At 35.7% G+C, this 21,435-nt stretch carries 19 protein-coding genes; 7 read left to right on the top strand and 12 right to left on the bottom strand.

Features of this window, described 5'->3' with window-relative positions:
- Window positions 1-60 precede the first annotated feature (60 nt).
- Complete coding sequence (locus Q8S25_RS14095) at window positions 61-1,125, bottom strand: branched-chain amino acid aminotransferase (RefSeq protein WP_305538776.1); 1,065 nt, start codon at window positions 1,123-1,125, stop codon at window positions 61-63.
- 61 nt (window positions 1,126-1,186) lie between these two features.
- On the opposite strand from Q8S25_RS14095, the gene Q8S25_RS14090 reads away from it, so the two are divergent.
- Genes Q8S25_RS14090 through Q8S25_RS14080 form a run of 3 tightly spaced genes read left to right on the top strand, consistent with a single transcriptional unit; the run spans window position 1,187 to window position 2,808 of the window.
- Window positions 1,187-1,750 carry a hypothetical protein gene (locus Q8S25_RS14090; protein ID WP_305538775.1) on the top strand — a complete coding sequence of 188 codons (564 nt, stop codon included), beginning with the start codon at window positions 1,187-1,189 and terminating at the stop codon, window positions 1,748-1,750.
- 3 nt (window positions 1,751-1,753) lie between these two features.
- Entirely contained in the window at window positions 1,754-2,350 is a 597-nt protein-coding gene (rdgB, locus tag Q8S25_RS14085) for an RdgB/HAM1 family non-canonical purine NTP pyrophosphatase (RefSeq protein ID WP_305538774.1), read from the top strand.
- A gap of 29 nt (window positions 2,351-2,379) precedes the next feature.
- Window positions 2,380-2,808: a thioesterase family protein gene (locus Q8S25_RS14080; RefSeq protein ID WP_305538773.1), complete on the top strand. Its 429-nt coding sequence runs from the start codon at window positions 2,380-2,382 to the stop codon at window positions 2,806-2,808.
- Here Q8S25_RS14080 and Q8S25_RS14075 read toward each other — a convergent pair whose 3' ends face one another.
- Genes Q8S25_RS14075 through Q8S25_RS14065 form a run of 3 tightly spaced genes read right to left on the bottom strand, consistent with a single transcriptional unit; the run spans window position 2,809 to window position 5,765 of the window.
- Entirely contained in the window at window positions 2,809-3,543 is a 735-nt protein-coding gene (locus tag Q8S25_RS14075; RefSeq protein WP_305538772.1) for a shikimate dehydrogenase, read from the bottom strand.
- Window position 3,544: 1 nt separating this feature from the next.
- Window positions 3,545-4,309: a phosphosulfolactate synthase gene (locus tag Q8S25_RS14070; protein WP_305538771.1), complete on the bottom strand. Its 765-nt coding sequence runs from the start codon at window positions 4,307-4,309 to the stop codon at window positions 3,545-3,547.
- 34 nt (window positions 4,310-4,343) lie between these two features.
- Window positions 4,344-5,765, bottom strand: coding sequence for a lipopolysaccharide assembly protein LapB (locus Q8S25_RS14065; protein WP_305538770.1), 1,422 nt, complete (start codon window positions 5,763-5,765; stop codon window positions 4,344-4,346).
- Between the two features lie 139 nt (window positions 5,766-5,904).
- Between Q8S25_RS14065 and Q8S25_RS14060 the strand changes: the two genes are divergently transcribed.
- Window positions 5,905-6,252 carry a hypothetical protein gene (locus Q8S25_RS14060; protein WP_305538769.1) on the top strand — a complete coding sequence of 116 codons (348 nt, stop codon included), beginning with the start codon at window positions 5,905-5,907 and terminating at the stop codon, window positions 6,250-6,252.
- Here Q8S25_RS14060 and Q8S25_RS14055 read toward each other — a convergent pair whose 3' ends face one another.
- Both Q8S25_RS14055 and yidC read right to left on the bottom strand, forming a co-directional pair.
- Window positions 6,253-6,891, bottom strand: a complete 639-nt coding sequence (locus tag Q8S25_RS14055; RefSeq protein ID WP_305538768.1) for a hypothetical protein — start codon at window positions 6,889-6,891, stop codon at window positions 6,253-6,255.
- Between the two features lie 6 nt (window positions 6,892-6,897).
- Window positions 6,898-8,736 (bottom strand): membrane protein insertase YidC, encoded by a 1,839-nt coding sequence (gene yidC / locus Q8S25_RS14050; RefSeq protein WP_305538767.1) that lies wholly within the window; start codon window positions 8,734-8,736, stop codon window positions 6,898-6,900.
- Between the two features lie 131 nt (window positions 8,737-8,867).
- Here yidC and Q8S25_RS14045 point away from each other — a divergent pair, with 131 nt between their 5' ends.
- Window positions 8,868-9,836 (top strand): DUF4407 domain-containing protein, encoded by a 969-nt coding sequence (locus tag Q8S25_RS14045; protein ID WP_305538766.1) that lies wholly within the window; start codon window positions 8,868-8,870, stop codon window positions 9,834-9,836.
- Here the strand turns inward: Q8S25_RS14045 and Q8S25_RS14040 are convergent.
- A complete protein-coding gene (locus Q8S25_RS14040) occupies window positions 9,827-10,207 on the bottom strand; it encodes a biopolymer transporter ExbD (RefSeq protein ID WP_305538765.1) in 381 nt (126 codons plus the stop codon). The two genes, Q8S25_RS14045 and Q8S25_RS14040, sit on opposite strands and share 10 nt — an antisense overlap.
- A gap of 154 nt (window positions 10,208-10,361) precedes the next feature.
- A complete protein-coding gene (locus Q8S25_RS14035; RefSeq protein ID WP_305538764.1) occupies window positions 10,362-12,011 on the bottom strand; it encodes a CTP synthase in 1,650 nt (549 codons plus the stop codon).
- Window positions 12,012-12,203: 192 nt separating this feature from the next.
- Between Q8S25_RS14035 and Q8S25_RS14030 the strand changes: the two genes are divergently transcribed.
- Window positions 12,204-13,079, top strand: a complete 876-nt coding sequence (locus Q8S25_RS14030) for a dienelactone hydrolase family protein (RefSeq protein ID WP_305538763.1) — start codon at window positions 12,204-12,206, stop codon at window positions 13,077-13,079.
- Between the two features lie 56 nt (window positions 13,080-13,135).
- Here Q8S25_RS14030 and rfaD read toward each other — a convergent pair whose 3' ends face one another.
- Together rfaD and purL are read right to left on the bottom strand one after the other, a co-directional pair.
- Window positions 13,136-14,137, bottom strand: a complete 1,002-nt coding sequence (gene rfaD / locus Q8S25_RS14025) for an ADP-glyceromanno-heptose 6-epimerase (RefSeq protein ID WP_305538762.1) — start codon at window positions 14,135-14,137, stop codon at window positions 13,136-13,138.
- A 1-nt stretch (window position 14,138) separates the two neighbouring features.
- Window positions 14,139-16,406, bottom strand: coding sequence for a phosphoribosylformylglycinamidine synthase subunit PurL (gene purL / locus Q8S25_RS14020; protein WP_305538761.1), 2,268 nt, complete (start codon window positions 16,404-16,406; stop codon window positions 14,139-14,141).
- A gap of 98 nt (window positions 16,407-16,504) precedes the next feature.
- Between purL and Q8S25_RS14015 the strand changes: the two genes are divergently transcribed.
- Entirely contained in the window at window positions 16,505-18,991 is a 2,487-nt protein-coding gene (locus Q8S25_RS14015; protein ID WP_305538760.1) for a DUF4114 domain-containing protein, read from the top strand.
- A gap of 2 nt (window positions 18,992-18,993) precedes the next feature.
- Here the strand turns inward: Q8S25_RS14015 and Q8S25_RS14010 are convergent, their stop codons facing one another.
- Together Q8S25_RS14010 and Q8S25_RS14005 are read right to left on the bottom strand one after the other, a co-directional pair.
- Entirely contained in the window at window positions 18,994-19,632 is a 639-nt protein-coding gene (locus Q8S25_RS14010; protein WP_305538759.1) for a response regulator transcription factor, read from the bottom strand.
- Window positions 19,633-19,653: 21 nt separating this feature from the next.
- Window positions 19,654-21,435: a hypothetical protein gene (locus Q8S25_RS14005; protein WP_305538758.1), complete on the bottom strand. Its 1,782-nt coding sequence runs from the start codon at window positions 21,433-21,435 to the stop codon at window positions 19,654-19,656.

Here is a 21,435-nt window from a genome sequence, read left to right as displayed (position 1 = left end):
AAGAGCCCCGTCTGGATAATACTAGACGGGGCTTTAATATGCGGTAATTTATAAAAAATATTAAATTGAAAGCATCCAACCATGCGTATCTGCAGACTTACCCTGACGAATATCATTCAGTCTTTTCTTTAATTCTGGGGCAACAGTCCAATTATCTGTATCAAAGAACATTGATTCATCTTTGTATCGCAATTCTTTAATTAAAGATATAGTAGCAGCTGTGCCAGCTCCAAATACTTCACGCAACTGTCCAGCTTTATGAGCTGCCATTAATTCATCAATAGATATTTTTTTCTCAACAACTTCTAGTCCCATTTCTGCTAGCAAGGTTAATGCACTCATTCTTGTGATACCCGCCAAAATAGTCCCTTCTTCTAATGAAGGAGTAACGGCTTGATTGCCGATAATGAAAAACACATTCATCATCCCAACCTCTTGAAGATACTTATGCTCGTATGCGTCTGTCCACAATACTTGATCATAGCCCATTTCTTTTGCCAACTGTGTTGGGTACATACTTGCCCCATAATTTCCTGCATTCTTAGAATAACCAACTCCACCTGCCACTGCACGGGTATATTTCTCTTCCACAAAAATACGCATAGGCGTACTAAAATAAGGCCCTGTAGGGCTCAGGATAATCATAAACTTATACGTATCTGAAGGCTTTACTCCTAGCACGGCGTCGGTAGCAAACATGAATGGTCTTATATACAATGAATGATCGGGCATGGTGGGAATCCAATTACGATCAAGATTGATTAATTCACGCATTCCGTCTATAAAGATTTCTTCCGGTACAGTGGGCATTTGCATTCTTGTAGCCGATATATTAAAACGCTTAAAATTTTCATAGGGTCTAAATATTGCCGCCTTACCTTCTTCGTTTTGATACGCTTTAATTCCCTCAAAAATAGATTGACCATAGTGCAAAGCAGCCAAAGATGGGTCCATACTCAAAGGCTCGTATGGTTTAATCTCTACATTTTTCCAAACACCATTGCTGAATTCTGCAACCAACATATGATCGGTAAACACACGCCCAAAAGGTATATTTTCTAAACTAATTGTGTCTAATTTAGATTTATTAGCCTTGGTAATGTTTATATCAAGTACTGCGTTCATAGTTTTATATTTGGCGCAAAGAAACAAAAAAAATAAAAACTAACGACTGTTAATATTTTAAATGGACAAAAAAATACCTGAACAACTACCCGATTTTGTTTTGGCCAACCTATTTCCGAGCAATTTGGTGATAGTTGAATCGGCCGAAAAAACCCTGCCAACTGTTGCCCCAAAACCAGTTGCAATAGACCCTCCCGCTTATTCGGGACCCGCAAAAGAACGGCCTGAAAAATGGTATTTAGGCAACAATGGTAAAAATATTGTCATATTAGTACAAGAACCAGAAGCAGCTTTCCTAAATGAAGAAAGTTTAGACTTTTTAACCAAAATTTTAGGGGCTTGCAAATTAAATATGGGAGACGTAGCAGTCATTAATATTGCCCGCTACTTGGCCAATTTTACCGAAATTAAACAAGAGCTGAATCCCACTAGCTGTTTATTATTCAATGTAAATGCAGCAATGGTTAAACTTCCATTTACTGTTCCAAATTATCAGGTTCAACAATACGGAGGATGCAAGTTTTTGATGGCCCCTTCTCTTTTGCAGTATTATGGAGACAGTGGAGACGCAAAATTAGAAAAGACAAAACTTTGGGTAAGTCTTAAATCACTTTTTAATCTTTAAACGATGGCTACAGTCGAAATTATTTTTGCTACTAATAATGCAAATAAAGTAAAAGAAATAAAAGCTGTTACGGGCAATCTATTGAGCGTTCTATCATTGGCTGATGCAGGTATTGACATTGATATTCCTGAGCCATATGATACGCTAGAAGCCAATGCCAGTGAGAAGTCTAGGGTAATTCATAATTTAACTAAAAAGAATTGTTTTAGTGAAGACACTGGATTAGAAATTGTTGCATTAAATGGGGAACCAGGTGTTAAAAGTGCCCGTTATGCTGGTGATGAAAGAAATTTTCAAGCTAATATTGACTTAGTGCTCCAAAAATTATTGAATAAAGAAAATAAAACAGCTCAATTCAGAACGGTTATTTCTCTAATTTGGAACGAGCAGGAATACTTGTTCGAGGGAATTTGCAAAGGACGTATTATAGCCAATCAAAGAGGAACAGAAGGATTTGGCTATGACCCAATTTTTGTACCTGATGGTGCAAACAAATGTTTTGCAGAAATGAATATGGAAGAAAAAAATCAATTCAGTCATCGTAAAAAAGCAATGAGTAAACTCATCCATTTCCTTCTAAACCAAACCCAACAAGATTAGTAGTATCTAACTTGAGTAACTTAATAGCAATGAATCGTATAAAAATTCAACTTCCAGAACAGTTTAGCTTCAGTACGCAAATGCAAATTCGGGTAACCGATTTAAATTATGGAGGTCATGTAGGAAACGATACTGTATTATCTATACTTCAAGAAGCAAGGCAACAATTTTTACAATCTAGAGGGTACGCCGAACTAAGTGTTGAATCGTTTGGCCTAATTATGGCAGATGCAATGATTGAATACAAAAAAGAATTAAACCATAAAGACTGCATTGAAATTGCTGTTGTTGCTACCGATTTTGATAAACTTGGTTTTGATATTTATTATCGAATTACCCTATTACAAAACGGGGAAGCTGTTTTAGCGGTTCGTGCAAAAACAGGCATGATGTTATTTGATTATACCACTAAAAAGAAAGTGTCGCTTACCGAAAATATTATAAAGCAATTGAGCTAATTAAAGGTTCCAAATTCTCCAACTTTCTTCTGCTTGTAATACCAACATTTCATATCCATTTTGTACAGAAGCACCCTGTGCTTTGCCCTTTAGCAAAAATTGCGTTTCTGTTGGATTATAAATTAAATCGTATAAATGGTGTTTAGGTCCAAGAAATTCATAAGGTATCAGTGGTGCTTGTTCAACATTGGGATATTGACCTACCGGACTAGTATTAATGATGAGTTGATATTGAGATAGTAGGGCTTTATTCAATTGATTGTATTGGATAGTTTGATCAACTGAGGTTCTTGAAACATTCAAGTAGCTGATATTTAATTTGCGCAATACAAATTCTACTGCTGCGGCAGCTCCTCCCGTACCCAAAATCAATGCATGGGTATGATGTTTTTGCAAAAAAGGTTTCAGTGAATTTTCAAATCCAATAATGTCTGTATTGTAGCCAATTAATTTTTTATTTTTTATTCGAACACAATTACATGCCCCCATTTCGGCTACTTCAGGTGTTAGCTGATGAAGAAATGGAATCACTTGTTTTTTATATGGTATGGTTATATTAAAGCCTTCCAAGTATTTTTTTTGTATCAATAGATAAGGCAACTCTTCTATATCAGGAATAGAAAAATTCTCGTATACAAACCCTTCACCCATTCCCATGGATGAAAATTTTTCAGTAAAATAGCTTTTAGAAAAAGAGTGTGTCAATGGATAACCCAGTAAGCCAAATAAGCGCATATTAAGCTTTGTCTAAGTAAAGATGAAAAGTGTCTCCTCTTAATCCTATGCGCATTGCTTCTAGTGGCAATACTTCATTTGGAGCAATATTACCCAGGTTTACATTGCATCCAATTAATTCAAGAAAATACAATTGTTGTGCTTTTTGAGGAGCTTCCCAAATAATTTTTTCAGCAGGAATTTGGGTTAAAATTTCTTGAACCAATCCTTCTCTTACTTCCCCACTTCCTCTATAAATTCCTACATTACCAGCTTCCCTTGCTTCTGCAATAACATAAGACGATCCTGCTTCTAATTCGGCTCGCATTAGCTCAATCCACTTATAAGGCGGTATAATATGTGCTGCATCTTTGCTCCCCACTTCACTTAATACGGTTGCATGCTGTGTCAGTTTTTCAATATACCCACATTTCTCTGCATGTGGAATGGTAATTGAACCATCAGATACTTCAATATAGCTTACACCATAATCTTTACAAACTTCTACATAATCATCAAATTGGTTTCTAATTAAGAAGGCTTCAAATAAAGTACCTCCAAAATAAACCGGCATATTGGCTTCTCTATAAACATCTAATTTTTCTCTCAAATTGGGGGTAACAAATGAAGTTCCGAATCCTAACTTAACAATATCTACATGAGGTCCAGCAACACTTAAAAAATCCTTAGCTTGATTAATGCTTAACCCCTTGTCCATTACCATGGTTAATCCATTTGCCCTAGGTTGCTTTGTTCTTTCTGGTATTTGTGTAAGTCTATAATTCATTCCTATCTAATTTATCGGGGGCAAAAGTACATATTTATATTTTCTTTCCTTTTTTATAACGGGCAATAATATCAACTACCTGGTTATTTTGCAAAATAAAAGGATTCAATTCCATAAATTTTTTGAGCAATTTAGGGGCTTTGTCCATGGCTGTTTCTAATTTAAGCAATGCTTCTTTAGATTTCCCTAATACAAATAAAATGGTACTTGCATAAAAATAAAATAGTGGTTTTTCAGCTGTTGCAACCAGTGCAGCCTGGCACTGATTATAAGCTTCTTCGAGCATTTCAGCTTTAATTAAACAACGCAATAATGCCTCCCAACCTGCAACAGATTTGGGCTTATGCTTAACCACAGTGCCAAAATAAATAATTGCATCTTTGTATCTGTCTAAATTCATCATACACTCTCCCATTGCCAAATTATATTCTGGAACTGTTCGAGTGATTCTCATTGAATTTTCTAATTGCTTTGCTGCAGCTTGCCATTGCTCTTCTAACATATAGGTAACTGCAATCTTGTAGTGCAGCTTACTATCACCTGCATTTAAGTGTACTGCTTTTTTATAATTAAATCTTGCTTGGGCATACTTACCCATTCTATGATAGCAATGACCTATTGCTTCATAAATCACATCCTCGGGCCTGCTGAGCTCTAGCACTTTTTCTAAAACTTCAATGGCTTCTTTGTACTTGCGCAATCTTAAAAAGGCATCTCCCATATTTCGGTATGCATAGTCAAATTTTTCATCTATTGCTACCGCATATTGGTAGGCATCAATGGCTTTTTCATACAACTTAAGCCCTTGGTATGCAGCTGCCAAATTAAACCAAGCCAACTCACTAAAAGGATGCTCTTCTATGATAGATTGATGTAGCTTAATACTTTCTTCGTTTCTTCCTGTAAAATCGGTCCAGAAACAAATTTTGTATAAAGCTTCCTCGTTATTTGGGTCTTCCTCTAATATCAGTTTTAAACAATCAAATACTTTATCAAACTCTTCATAATCATCATATACATCGGCCAACTCAAAAAGTAAATCTAAACGCTCTTCGCCTTCAAAAAGCAACAAAGCTGCTTCCAACAATTCTACTGCTTTTGCTTGTTGATCTAATGCCAAATAAGCATCTGTTTTTAAAATAAATAAATTCAAATCGGTACTGTCAAACAATTCCGCTGTCTCTAATAAGTTTAAAGCTTCTTGGTATTTTCTACTAGCCAATAACAAGTCGGCCTTTTTAATCATTAAGTTGGCTGAATAAGGGAATTGCTCTAATCCCAGCTCTGCTGCAATCATTGCTTCAGGCAAATCATCTTTTTCGTCGTAATAGTCAATAATCCGCTCAAAAGCATCTTCCTCTAAAAATGGATGACTTCTGCCATGCTTAAGATGTTGATATTGAATGATCAACTCCCTTAATTCTTCCTTGTCTTCGCGGTACGGATTCTGGCTCATGGGGTGATGGTTTACCTAATTTAGGCAAATAATTAAACTTTTTTTGGCGAAAACCAAACTTTTACCCCCTTATTAACGTTTGTTAATAAAAATAATTCGTTAAAATATTTAGGATATATCCTACCTTTGCCATATGTTAATGCAATTGAAATCCGCAAATAAAGCCCCGATGGTGATGCTCATATTGAGCTTGCACTTGGCTATTGCTGCTTTTGCATTCACCGGAATAGTAGACGACAAAGCTAAAAACAGCAAGTTTACTTTACGTAGTCTCAATAATTTCTCTAAAAAAGGATTATCGCTTTCGGCAATTAAATCGAACCTTCATTACAAAGGCTTATCCTTAACTGGTAATGGTTTAATGCAACAGAACAACGATATGAACAGTATGTTGCAGTACAACAATGGTAACACTACTTATATATATCCTTATAAGATTAAAGTGAAAGTGCCCAAATTCAAAACTCCTCAGGAATCTCGCAATTAATTACTCATTTAATAACCGGTAGCCGGTTGTTGGAACTTCAAACTTTGCTGCAGAAACCGGATTAAAACTTATTTTGGTTGCAGTGTAAGTTATTTTTTGGGTGTATCCGTCTTTAGCTTCATACTCCAAAACAAATCCAGGTATATCTTTAAATTGATACTCAAACTCTCTAACAGAAGGTGTTATAGAACTGGCATAGTAAACAGAAAATGTGCTCCCGTCTTTTAATTGCATAATAGCATGCTTGCATTCATACCCAAGAATTTGTTTTTTCTCTTCGGTAAATTGAATAAGCATATCACTAAACTTTTCATTCTGCTTTAACCAATTGACAGCGTCTATTTTTGTTAAAAATTTATTGGCTCCAATTTCTCTTAATATAACAGCGTTTCCATTGGCTTTATTATAAATAAGCGATTGGGTAAATGAAGGGCTAGTTAAATCGGATCTGCTATTGTTTCCCTTGATATAAACCGTTTTAATACTTTGCTTTAATAGCGCAACAGCATCTTTGTCAATTTGAGATTCATTGTTTACAGCTATAGAATAACTAACCGTACACTCCGCCACTACACGGGTTTGTGCAAATGCGCTACTTACCAAACAAAAAACAAAAACAATGTTCAATAAGTAGCGCATAATAAATTATTTTTTAGTGGTCTTATTTTTTAACTCTTGTACTTTTTTCTGACTGTCTACCATTTGCTCATAACGCTCTTGCCATTTGCTTTTGGTTTTTGGTGCTTTCCTTTTTGCTTCAATCTTTGCCAGAATTTTATCATGATCAATAATATAATTCTGAATTACAAATTGCAATAGAAGAGTAACAACGTTAGAAACAGTGTAATACCAAGTTAATGCCGATGGTAAACTATTAAATATAAACAACAACATGAATGGAAAAATGTATGGCATGTATTTTAACGCAGGATTATCCTGTGTAGGTGTCATACTCATATTGTAAATTGATATTAAAAAGCTAGTAATAACTGCAGTAATTGTAAACAAACTTACATGATTACCAAATGCTGGAATAGTAAAAGGAAGATTGGCAATTGAATCAAAACTTGACAAATCTTCACTCCATAAAAATGCTTGCCCACGCAATGCAATTTCAGAGTTAAAGAAACTATACAAAGCAAAGAAGATAGGAATTTGTAACAAAGCTGGTATACATCCTCCTAAAGGATTAACCCCTGCTTCTCTAAACAATTTCATTTGCTCCATTGCAAATCCTTGTTGGTCGTCTCCCATTTTCTTTTTCAAAATATCTAACTCTGGGCGTAGGGCTTTCATTTTTGCACCACTCAAATAACTGCTATAAGTTAGAGGGGCTGTAACCAGTCTAATAAACAAAGTCAGCAATAGAATAACCCAGCCGTAATTCTTAACAAATGAAGCAAAGAAATCAAACACATTCATGATGATGTATTTGTTAATTGGTCGCACAAAAGAATACATATCTCTGCCTAGGTTAACAATCTTGTCCATTTCTGGAGCCTGCTTTGCAAGAATTTCATACTCGTTAGGGCCTACATAAAAATGGAATGGAACAGAAACAGTAGCTGCTGCAGGCAACTTCATTTGCAATGTGCTGGTAGCGGTAGCCAAATTGCGTGATGAGTCGGTTGCTCTTGCCCATTTAATACTTCCACTATTAAATGAATTTTCTGCAATTAGGGTGCTATTAAAAAATTGTTGCACTACAGAAACCCATTGTGCAGGTTTTTCAAATGTATGATCCGTATTAGAGGAAATGTAATCAAACTCATTGTCTTCAGAAAAACAAATATTAGAAACTTGGCGCTCATACTGAGACGTTCGCTCCATTTGTTGGGTTGCAACAGTCCAATTCAAATTGAGGGAGCTATTGGTAAGCAATTGAGCAGCGCCATTCATTCCTAACTTCCACCCAATCTTATAACTATTGGGTTGTAAGCTAAACTCATGGGTAATTGATTGTCCATTTGCTGCTGAAAGTGTATAACGCAATGTTTGAGACCCATCGGAATTCTTTATGGGCTCACTAGAAGTGAAATATAAATTGTCAATAGTAGCAGACTGCGCTGGTGCAGTATTAATTGCATAAGAGATGCTGCTATTATTAGAAAGTACTACCAATTGATTATTGGCATCTTTATAATTTTTTAAAGTTACCGATTTAATTTGGCCACCTTTATTGGTAAAGTTTACTTTAACCAATTCGTTTTCAATAGCAGTTTCTTGCTCTTGCCCTACAGCGGCATCTGTAAAATTTCCAGCAACAATAACCCTAACAGCTGAATCTCTTTTTAATGAGTCTGTTTTTAATGCAACAGTATCTACCAGTTTCATTCTTGCTGCAGCCACTTTTGCAAGAGAATCTTCTTCTCTTTTCTTCATCTCAATAATGGCATTTTGCTGCTGACTTGTGTACCAGAAATATAAAAACATCAGGATACCCAACAACACAAAACCAATGACCGTATTTTTGTCCGTCTTCATACAAAATTTTATTGAGCGGCAAAGGTAACGTTTGCCTAACAAAAAAAGCCTTTTCTTTGTCATTCCAACCAGCCAACCCCAACCAACCAAAAAACAACCTGTGCCTGCCGTAACCATTAAAAAAAATAGTTATGCAGGAAAATTATCTTCCCAACCGCCGGGAACAATTCTTATGGTGGCTAAGTACGGCCGAAACCGAATTAATAAAAGATGCGGTAGTAGACCGAAATAGGCATTCCATAATAGGAATGCTGGTATTGGGTACCTGGGGATTTGCCACTTTGGCATGGTCCTACTTTTTTAGCACCGTTGTTTCAACATGGTGGCTAGCAGTGATATTGGGCATTTTCATGGGCGGATTGATTTTGTTTATAGATCGGGCGCTAATTAAAGGGGTTCAAAAATCTATACCCATTGGTTGGAAACCACTAGTTTTCCGCTTATTCTTAGCCATTACCATTGGCTTATTTATGGCCCAACCTGCCTTACTTTTTCTTTTTGAAAAAGAAGTAAAAGTGCAGGCTTCCATAGACAATGAAATAAGAAAAAAAAATAAAAATATCGCACTGGTAAAAAGCTATCAGCTTGATAAAGAACAGTTTGTTAATCAACAAAAACAAGCAAACGAAACAATGAATCGGTACTACCAAGAAATGATTAACACGCGCAATCGATTTATAGAAGAAACGGATGGTACAGGTGGCTCAAAAAAAATTGGCTTAAAAGCAATTGCTTTAGCTAAAAAAGCTTCCGCAGAGAAAGCAGCAACGGATTATCAAGCAATGGCCGAAAAGCTTACTATTACTATTCAATATTCGGATAGTGCCATACAATCTATCAATAGTATCATTGCTAAAGAACAGGCTTCATTTAATCAACTATTGAATAATGGATTTATCACTCAAATTGAAGCTTTGGACCATTTAATACAACAAAACAGGGCTGTAGCTTTTAGATATTATTTACTGATTGTTTTGTTGTTACTAATAGAAATAATGCCTTTACTTGCTAAATACTTACTTCCTTCTGGTACTTATGAAGTAAAATCTAAATTAGTGGAAGCAGAAGAAATAAAATTGATTAAAGCATCTTATTCGTAACGGACCAATTTGTAACTTTTTATAGTTGAATTAGCCATCATATCTACTACCCGTATTACGTCCATATAATCAGTTCCTTTTGCAACAGCAATAGATAAGGTCTGATTATTTAAAGATTGCGCATATTTATTCAAAAAAACCTGTAAAGAATCATAAGACAAAGATGTTTCATTAGAAAACACATTGGCAACTACTTTGTCACTCAATAAAATTAAGCTATGCATCAACTCTAAGTCACTGGCAATTGGCTGATTTTCTACTGGAGATATATTGGGAACAAATGCCAAAGTTTCTGTTGCTTCCAAATTGCCCCTTAAATAATAAGTAGCAGAAGGAAGTAGCAAAAAAATGAGTAAAATGGCTTTTTTCATTTCCAATTAAATGGTTGTTGTTTAACACTGTTAAATTCGGTAATCTAGAGATGCAGGTGGCATTTTTTTCACCAATCCCCCCATTTTTTTCATGAAACGCCAAAAATCCCACAATTTTTGGTTGTGGGATTCCTTTTTTATTAAAATTTACTACTTAGATAACTGCATCCTTTTTGCTAGACGACTTAAAATTACTCTTGCTTTCATTGTACTTTTTGGCAGCATCAATGAAACCAACAAATAATGGAGCAGGTCTTTCCACCGTGCTTTTTAATTCGGGGTGATATTGAACCCCAATAAAGAAAGGATGATTGGGTAATTCAATAATTTCTACTAAACCTGTGGCCGGATTTTTTCCACTGGTTTTCATACCTGCCGCATGGTATTGATCTAAATAATCATTATTGAATTCATAACGGTGTCTATGTCTTTCTGTAAATGTTTTTGTTCCATAGATTTTGTGTGCCAATGATCCTTCTTCTACTTCACATGGATAAGCACCTAATCGCATAGTACCTCCCATCATAGTTATCTTCTTTTGCTCTTCCATCATATTAATGACTGGATGAGACGAACTTGCATCCATTTCAATAGAGTGGGCATCTTTTAAACCAAGCACATTTCTTCCATACTCAATAACTGCCATTTGCATACCTAAACATATTCCAAAGAATGGCAAGCCTTTTTCCCTAGCGTATTTAACTGCAACAATTTTACCTTCAATTCCCCTATTTCCAAATCCTGGCGCAACCAATAATCCATCTAAGCCATTCAATTTCTCTGCTACATTTTCATCTGTAATAAATTCGGAATGAACATTTATTACTTGCACTTTTACCTCATTAATAGCACCTGCATGTACAAAGCTTTCTAAAATTGACTTATAAGCATCTTGTAGTTCTATATACTTACCTATTAATCCAATAGTAACCTTGCTCTTAGGGTATTTTAATTTATCTAAAAACTCTTTCCAATTATTTAAATTGGGTTCAGCAAAGTTGGTAATATTCAATTTTTTTAAGCAGATGATGTCTAATTTTTCACGTAGCATATGCAATGGCACTTCATAAATAGTGCTAGCATCCATTGCTTCTATTACAGCTTCTTGTTTTACATTACAAAACAGCGCAATCTTTCTTTTAATATCGTTGTTTAAAGGCTCTTCGGTTCTACACACTATTATATCTGGATGTACCCCAGTTTCGCTCAACATTTTTACACTATGCTGAGTGGGCTTTGTTTTTAATTCTTTGGCTGCTTTTAAATATGGTATCAAGGTTAAATGAACTACCATTACATCTTCTTCTGGTAGTTCCCATTGCAATTGTCTAACTGCTTCAATAAATGGTAAACTTTCAATATCACCAACAGTTCCACCTATTTCTGTTAACACAATATCAAACTGGTCGTCTTGACCCAGCAAAAGCATTCGATGTTTTATTTCATCGGTAATATGTGGAACAACCTGCACCGTTTTACCTAAAAAATCACCCGCTCTCTCTTTATTAATAACTGTTTGATATATTCTTCCAGTTGTAACATTGTTCGCTTGTGAGGTATAAATATTTAAGAATCTTTCGTAGTGACCTAAATCCAAATCGGTTTCTGCCCCATCTTCCGTTACATAACATTCCCCATGCTCATATGGATTTAATGTTCCTGGATCTACGTTAATATAGGGATCAAATTTTTGGATAGTTACTTTAAGCCCTCTGGCCTGTAATAATTTTGCCAATGAGGCAGCTATAATCCCTTTACCTAAACTGCTTGTTACTCCACCGGTAACAAAAATATACTTGGCCATAAAATGAATACTTTTATTGCAATAAATTAAAAAACAATCTTAGACCTGGAAATTTGAACTGAAATAGTTCGGAGGTCAAACAAAGCTAGCTTAAAAAATGAAATAAGAAAAATACCGAAGCTATTTTCAACCAATCTGACGAAAAACTGTTAGTGAAAAGTGAACAAGTCTTTAATTAAACAACCAACATATATGAAACAATTTCGATTTTTTGCCTTATTTGTAGTGGTATTGATTGCCATTCAAGGTTTCCGATACACCGAAACCAAACAAAGTATTCGCTCCGCTGAAGACTACTTGGCTTGTTACTCAGACATTCGTGACCAATTTAGAGACGAAGCAATGACTCCTGAATTTGCAGCCATGCATGAAAATCCGCTTCCGTTTAAATTGACCAATGGTACTGGAGAAACTATCAGCTTTGATGCACCTGACGGAAACAAAGCTTCGGGTTATTTTATTAAAAGCAAGAAAAAAACCAATAATTGGATTTTTGTAATTCAAGAATGGTGGGGATTAAACGACCAAATAAAGCAGGAAGCAGAAAAACTAGCTGCAGAATTAGGCAATGTAAATGTAATTGCCTTAGACATGTACGATGGTAAAGTAGCTGCCACCCCAGACAGTGCAATGAAATTAATGAGAGCTGCTACCAATCCAAGATTGGAAGCAATTGTAAAAGGAGCTTTGGCTTATGCAGGTACTAAAGCAAAAATATTCACTATTGGTTGGTGCTTTGGTGGCATGTGGAGTTTACAAAGCAGCATATTGGCTGGTAAACAAGCTGCAGGAACAGTTATGTATTATGGTCGCCCCGAAAACAATATGGAAAAATTGAAATCACTTCAATCTGATGTAATTGGATTTTTTGGTAACCAAGATAGAAGCCCATCTCCAGAAGTGGTGAATACCTTTGAAAAGGATATGGCTGCTGCAGGTAAAAAATTAACTTTACACCGTTACGAAGCCAACCATGGCTTTGCCAATCCAAGTAATCCTTCTTTTAATAAAGAAGCTACAGAAGATGCGCACAAAAAGACCATAGAATTTTTGAAAGCACGTTTGTAAAAAATATCACTTGCTAAAAAAAGAGGCTGCCTAAAAGGGCAACCTCTTTTTTTATTTTAGTATTGCTTGTTGGAAATTAAATACTGTCTTACATAATTGTCAACGCCTTCTTCTAAAGAATAAAAAGGCTTTGTGTATCCTGCATTTTGCAGTTTCTGCATGTTGGCTTCAGTAAAATATTGGTATTTGTCTCTAATGTCTAATGGCATATCAATGAACTCAATATAGGGAGCAATATCCATTCCCTTAAAAGTAGCATTTACCAAATCAATAAAGGTTCTTGCTTTACCTGTGCCTAAATTATATAATCCATTATTAGCAATAACCCATTTCAATTCTACCATTTCTTCCATCATCCATAAAATAACCGAGACCACATCTTTTACATATACAAAATCGCGGAGCTGTTCTCCATCTTTAAAACCAGGTTGATGGCTCTTAAATAATTTTACGAAGCCGTTGCTTTTGATTTGATTAAAAGAATGAAAAATAACAGAAGCCATTCTTTTCTTATGTGCTTCATTAGGACCATATACATTAAAAAACTTTAACCCTGTCCAAAAAGGAGGTTGAGCATTTTGTTGTAACGCCCATTTATCAAACTCATTTTTACTAACTCCATATGGATTCAATGGTGTTAACTGATTCACAATTGAGTGATCATCATTGTACCCATGTTCTCCTCCGCCATAAGTAGCAGCACTTGATGCATAAATTAGTGGTATTGAATGTATGCAACAATAATTCCAAACATCTTTAGAGTATTCTAAATTGAGTTCTTCATGAATTGAATAATCAAACTCAGTGGTATCTGTTCTTGCACCTAAATGAATAACAATATCTAATTTGGGTTGGTGTTGATGTAACCAATCCAATAAATTATAGCGTTCTATTATGGTAACAAATTGCTTGCTTTGCCAATTATTTCTTTTTTCCTCAACACCAAAATCGTCTACTAAATAAATATTTGAATAGCCTTGTTCATTTAAATATTGCACCATACAACTGCCAATAAAACCAGCAGCTCCGGTAACCATAATATGCAAGTTGTTGCTCATATTATTTTATCAACTTTTCTATGGCTGTATCATATTTATTTTTCCACTCTTCAATTGCACCCCAACTATTTCCAGCTACTTCCACTTCGTTTGAAGTAACAGTACCTAATTGAGTAACGGCAATACCTTCGGCAGTAGCAGCGGCATGAACAGCACCCCAATCACTAGCGGCAACAGAAACAACCACACGACCTTGCGCCTCTCCAAACCAATATGCGTCTTGTCTTATATCAACAGTGGGATGTACATTAAAACCTTTGCCGCCACTGAACCCACTTTCTAATAAAGTAATCATTAATCCACCCTCACTAATATCGTGTGCACTTTTTATTTTTTTGCTTTTGATTAATTTACTAATCAATTGTTGGGTATTGAACTCTTCATCTAAATTAAAATAAGGTGCAGGTGAGTATTGAACTCCTTTCAATTTATGCAAGTATTCACTCGATGCAATATCGTTGTGTTGTGCCCCAATCAAAACAATTATATCACCCGCATCTTTAAAATGCATGGTCATTTTTTGATTAATATTATCTAGTATCCCAACCATACCAATTGTTGGTGTAGGGTAAACAGGACCGTCTGGATTTTGGTTATAAAAACTCACATTTCCTCCAGTAACTGGCGTGTTGAATTTTTTACACGCATCGCCCATTCCAGTAACCGCATGTACAAATTGAAAATAAACTTCTGGATCATATGGATTACCAAAATTTAAACAATTGGTAACTCCAATTGGCTCTCCACCACTACAAACAATATTTCTTGCAGCTTCAGCTACTGCAATCATTCCACCAATATATGGATTAGCAAAAACATATTTACTATTACAATCAACCGTAATGGCTAAAGCTTTACCTGTTCCTTTTGCCAAAACCACAGACGCATCACTTGGACTATTGGTACTGGTATTGGCTGCACCCACCATGCTATCATATTGAGTATATACCCATCTTTTGCTGGCAATATTTGGCAGGGTGATTAACGCCTCCGCGGTAGCTTTCAGGTCTTGTAAATCGGCTAATGCAGTTGCATCAAATGCATTGATTTTTTCAAAGTATTTAGGCTCTGAATATTCTCTAGTGTACTGTGGTGCACCGCCACCAAGTACCAATTCATAAGCAGGTATACTGGCTTCTAAAGTTCCATTCATATAGAAATTTAACAACCCATCATCTGTAACATGTCCAATAGTGCTGGCACTCAAATCCCATTTTTCAAAAACAGCCACCACTTCTGCTTCTCTGCCTTTTTCTACTACCATCAACATACGCTCTTGGCTCTCACTTAACAAGAGTTCCCACGCTTTCATATTTTGTTGACGGGTTGGCACTTTTTCTAGGTCAATATGCATGCCCACTTCACCTTTTGCACTCATTTCTGCGGTAGAGCAAATTATACCCGCTGCACCCATGTCTTGCATACCTACTACTGCACCTGTTTCTAGTACTTCTAAACAAGCTTCCAATAATTTCTTTTCTTGAAAAGGGTCGCCTACTTGAACTGCTGGCAATTCTTGAACAGAATCATGTGTAATATCGGCGCTTGCAAAGCTTGCGCCGCCAATGCCATCTTTTCCAGTAGCACTACCCACATAAATTACCGGATTACCAGTACCCTTTGCGGTTGCGCTCACCATTTTATTGGCTTGCATAATACCTACACTCATTGCATTTACCAAAGGATTGGTATGATAACAATCTTCAAAATAGACTTCACCTCCAACAGTAGGAACCCCAAAACAATTTCCATAATGTCCTATTCCTTTAACAACTCCTGCTAAAAGGTGCTGGGTTTTCTTGTCTTTTAAATTACCAAAACGTAAGCTATTTAAAGAAGCAATTGGTCTTGCTCCCATGGTAAAAATATCGCGTTGAATTCCACCAACACCTGTAGCTGCTCCCTGAAATGGCTCAATAGCACTTGGATGATTATGGCTTTCAATTTTAAATACTACTCCAAAACCATTCCCCATATCCATAAGGCCCGCATTTTCTTCACCAGCAGCAACCAACATTCTTCCCCCATCTCTTGGAAGGGTTTTTAGCCACTTAATGGAATTTTTATAACTACAATGTTCGCTCCACATGCCACTAAAAGCACAGAGCTCAGTAAAATTAGGGGTGCGACCCATTTTTTGCTTTATCAACTCAAATTCATCTGCAGTTAATCGCAACTGCTGGGCTGTTTTTACGGTGATTTCCATGATGCTGCGAAGGTACAAAACCAAGGCAATGTGTCCGAATGAAGTTTTCCATAAAAAATACATACAAATTAGTTGGTATTTAATACGTTTTTAGGCCTTTGTAACGTTATTAGAACAGCATATGCTGTGATATACAGTAATTTTACATTAAACTCTTTGCTATGAACCGCTCTATCCTATCCTTTATCATTGCTTTGTTCCTGTATACAGGTGCCCAGCAGGTTCAAGCACAGAATTATACCTATATGGGCACTTACAACTCAAGAGGCGTTCCAAATTACTTGGTTACACCTAGAGACAGCGTAAGTTCATTTTTTAGAACGCTTATTGAAATTACTTTACCCGAATACAGACCAGTACCTGTTTACAATCCTTTACTAATTTCACAAGAAAGGGTAAAAACGATTGGCGTTAATTGTCCATCCGATGTATGGATAACATTTATTGACGAGGGTGCATCGTACAGAAATGCATTGGGTTATTATACTTTTACAAAAGGAAATCCACCTACTACTGCACCAAAAAACAAGGATATTACCATAATATTTCCAAACGCATCTAAGGCAGATTTTGGTGGATCATTGGTTGCTGGAGACAAAGTGTATTTAGGTAATTTTCCTGCAAATACCGAAATAGGGTTCGTTTTAATTTCAGATGGATGGGATGGCACTGAAGTAAAGCAAGGCAATTGGAAAGTATATTCTAATCCAGATTATAATCCTGAAAGCAATGATTCTTTAAAACAACATACTGTTATTGTTAGAGACACAATGACCAATAGATTAGTGATTGGATTTGAAGACATTTTACGAGATAGAAACGATTGTGATCAAGACTTTAACGACCTACTTTTTTATGCAACCGTAAATCCTATTTTGTGTACAGAAAAACTTGATTCTATTCCCATTTTTACAGAAGATGGTGGGGTTTCTTTTTCGGGTAATACAGGAGGTTTAGAAAGCAAAGGCTTAGGAAATAAAATTGCCAAGCGTGTAATGAGTAAATTAAAAGAGGGTACCAATGGCCCAGTTAATTACGCACGAATGGAAAAGTTAGATTTACAACACAACCAAATTAAGAGCAGCTCTTTAAACAGGGAACTTACATTAGCCGATGTAATGCCAGATAGAATTCCTGAGGGAGCATACACGGCTTTTGTTAGCACACCATCAGATATTCCAGGCATTACCAATGCAGTAGAAGTTAGAGCAATTGACTTTACTGAAAATGATACTTGTAAAGCGGTAGCATTTGCTACTAAAACTTTAGGAGATGTTTACGATCATACTAAACCAATATGCGATAGACTCAAAGGGGCTGTATTGCTAAATATGGACCAGTTTAAGTTGAGAAACCTAGTATTTACCAGATACGAATTAAAACAAGAAAATGGAAATATTGAGTATTCAATGAGTTTTTCAATTGGCAAAAAGGCAGGCAGAAATACTTTCTCTTTCCAAAGCAATTGGTTAAATGCAGATTTTGTTGGAGAAGACACAATGTACAACTATCAAGTATGGGGCGTTGCACCTTACTTGTGTATTGATATGGCATTGAATGTGCTAGACAAACTAAGCAATATCATGCCAATAGAAACTATTGCTCCACCAACTGCTTTACCGAGCACTTATATTCGTTATGGTAATAGAGATGGGCTTAAAGTGAATTTATTAGTAGAGAATGAAACTACGGCAACTACTGCTTATTTTGAAGTGGAAGAAAAATACAATGAACTCTCTCAATTAGAAACAAAACGTATTATTCCATTAACCTTGAATCCAAATGGAAAAACAAATGTGTCATTCCCAATGAATGATACACACGAAAGCTTAATTTCTATGTACATCAACGGTAAACTTCAAGATGTAGTTTACATGAGTGATGGTAGTTGGGATTTAGATTACGACTCAACTAAAACAGTAGTTGAATCTTATTCTATAACCAACGATACAGCAAGAAATTTTGCAGACACTTATCCTGTTTTTAGAGATGTTCAGTTTAAAGCAAAAACTGATAGTTATATTTCTGCATACAAATTGCTAAGAGGTGCTGCTGCAATGCAAGACCTTACAGATTACAAAACAATGAGCTTTAAAGCTAAAGGAGAAGGCGCAAGTCTAAAAATTACATTAGTAAAATATTCCATTACCAATTTTGCTAAGCAATTCAGCTATGTTTTGCCAATTGGCAAAGAATTAAAAGACTACACTATTAATTTATTAGATTTTGCAGGAGAAGATCCATTAGAAAAAATAAAAGCGAATGATATTACAACTGTAGTCTTTGCTTTTGAAAACACTACTGGAGTTAGTACTACAATTGATGCTGCAATTGCGGATATCTTCTTTTCTAAAAAACCTAAAGAATATATCGAAAACTTAAAACAGCAAAAAATACATATTTACCCCAACCCAACAATTGGTGGAAAATTCAGTGCAACATTTCGTTCTGATATTGATGCCCCACTTACGTTGCGTGTTATTGATGCAGCAACAGGCAAAACTATTTATAGCAAAGTAGTACAAGCAATAAAGGGAGACAATGTAGTACCAGTGCAGTTTAACTCAAAACCTGCAGCAGGTGTTTATATGATTTCTGTAGAAGGTTCTGGTGTTAAATACGGCACCAATAGAATTATAATGAACTAATTCTAGATATTAAATTCAACTAAAAATTTTACTAAAGCTGCAGGGGAACTCAACTGCAGCTTTTGCATTATATTCTTTCTATGTGTTTCAACAGTATAAATACTTAAATGTAGCTTATCGGCAATTTGCTGATTGGTATATGTCTGTTTCAAATACAATAGAATTTCCTTTTCTCGTTTCGTTAGATTGTATTTGCGTAAAAAAATATCCATTTTTTTGAATGCATCTTCTTGGTTAGGCTCATTTTGTAAATCAAAATGCGTTTTCCCATTTACTACATCCATAATGGCTTTCATCAATTCATCTTTGCTGCTATTTTTTAAAACATAACCATCTGCACCTGCGTTCTTGGCTTGCTCAACCACTTTTTCATCACTATATGCAGAAAGCATTAAAACTTTAGATGAACCAAAAGACTGTTTAATATATTTAATTGTATCCAACCCATTCAAATTGGGCATATTTACATCTAACAAAATGAGGTCAATATTGGGCTGTTGGGTAAGTAAATATAAAAGCTGCTTACCATCGTTCGCAATACCTGCTATCTGCAAAAGATCATTGCTACTTAATATCATCTTTAGGCCTTCTACAAAAAGCGGATGATCATCAGCAATCATTGTTTGAATCTTTTTTTCCATATTATCAGGTTTCAATATAAGTTATTTTTGGGGAACAAACATAGGACCTGCAAAACAGGGATACGCTTTTATTTTATAAACCCCGTTTTCATAATAGGTTTCTGCCCAACAATACTTAGATCCTGGTCGGTCGTCATTTTTCATTTGAGGTACATACCACAGCACCAAATCGGTATTGATGGTGCTCTCTGGAACAGCATTGATGAACTTTTCAGGTCCCTGTTCATGATTGGTATTACAACATGGCCCAATGGTTACCAAATCAGTTTCACCTTCATCTTTATTTAAGTGATTTTTTGTTAAATATAAATAGGCATTGTCTCCTTTTCCACCATCATTAAACTGACCTTTCCCGGGTTCTAGAAAATAACTATTGACTTTATCTAAACTAATTTTATATTGAAACCCACTGGAATCATAAAGTGTGGAGGGCTTTTGTAATTGCCAGTTCTCTTTAGTCCATTGTTTCCAGCCAGCCTGTTCATACTCATAAAAGTTTTGCTCATTCCCTGCAAAAGAAATTCTAAACACTGGCCTATAAGTACCATTATTTCCACAACCTCTTCCAATGCTTGCACAAGTAATTCTAAACCTTCCATCTTTATAAAAGAAATATCGCTGAGAATAGCTGTAGTTGCATGGTCCAGGCCATAACTCTGAAAAGAATTTTTGTTCTAGCATAAACCCTACAACAGAATCTCCTTCTACTATTTCAGCAATTTTGGGTGGATCAGTAGCCACTACTGCAGCCTGACTGTAAATAGGGCAACCAACCGCATCACTGTATCCAAATCCATCTGTTCCAGAATAGCTCACATGCCAATCTACCAATTTGGCACTGTTTAATACTCTTTTGTTGTTGAAAGTAACATTACTTATTTGTAAACCATCAGATGCAGTTAGCAAATAATCCATATTCCATCCATTTTTACTAATCGAATTTACTTTCTCACAATAACAGTCGGCAACCGTTTCATTTTGCATTTTCCGCTCAGTTACCACTGCCGCATCAGCACCTGTATTGGTCCACCTCAAACCAACCAATCGATTGTCTGTTAAATCAACAATTGCCCACAAAGCCCTATTACCCTGAACAAATGTAGGCGCAACACATAAATGTTGAGATCGTTCACATTTGGTTCTATTTAAAGCAGTTTTAGTACTACTCATGATTGGTTTTTGGGCATTGGGTTTAAAGCCTAATGCTTTTTCTACTTCTGGGGCATTGATGGCGATTTGTTCAGCAAGCTGAATTAAAGATTGTGGTATATCGGGCTGTGTATCTGGATAATGATCGGCACTTACCAATTTCATCGAAAACACGTCTACTATTCCAATTGTGGTTAAATTATTCGCATAATTATACATTTCTACTCGCATTAAAGCGCCAGGCAACGAAGTGATTCCTTTTTTGATGTCTCCTGGCCTTGCAGGGTAAACGCCAAAAATTTCATTCCACAAAGGTTTACCTGTTTTTAAGTCGAACAAATACCTCGTAAAGAATGGATTGGCAAGGGCTATTTTTTGGGCTAGTAATGCTTTTTCACCTCCCTTCTCTTTGTACCACTTTACGGGTAAACTATCTTTTAGAATTTGTTCAATCTCTTTTTTTCTTTCAATTATAAACCAATTGGTATCTGCTTTGGATGAACTCATCAAGCCTGCCCTATACTCATTTAAATAAACAGCTGTTGGTTTCTTTGCTGTTGTTTTTTTTAATGCCGCTTTTTTTTGTTGAGCAATAGCATCTGTACAAAACATACTTAACAGCATCACTAATGAGAATATATTTTTTTTAAGCAT

Origin of the sequence: Sediminibacterium sp. (assembly GCF_030695065.1) — a bacterium.
GTDB lineage: Bacteria > Bacteroidota > Bacteroidia > Chitinophagales > Chitinophagaceae > Sediminibacterium.
The sequence above is the reverse complement of the archived record's forward strand: the minus strand, read 5'-3'. Positions and strand labels throughout refer to the sequence as shown.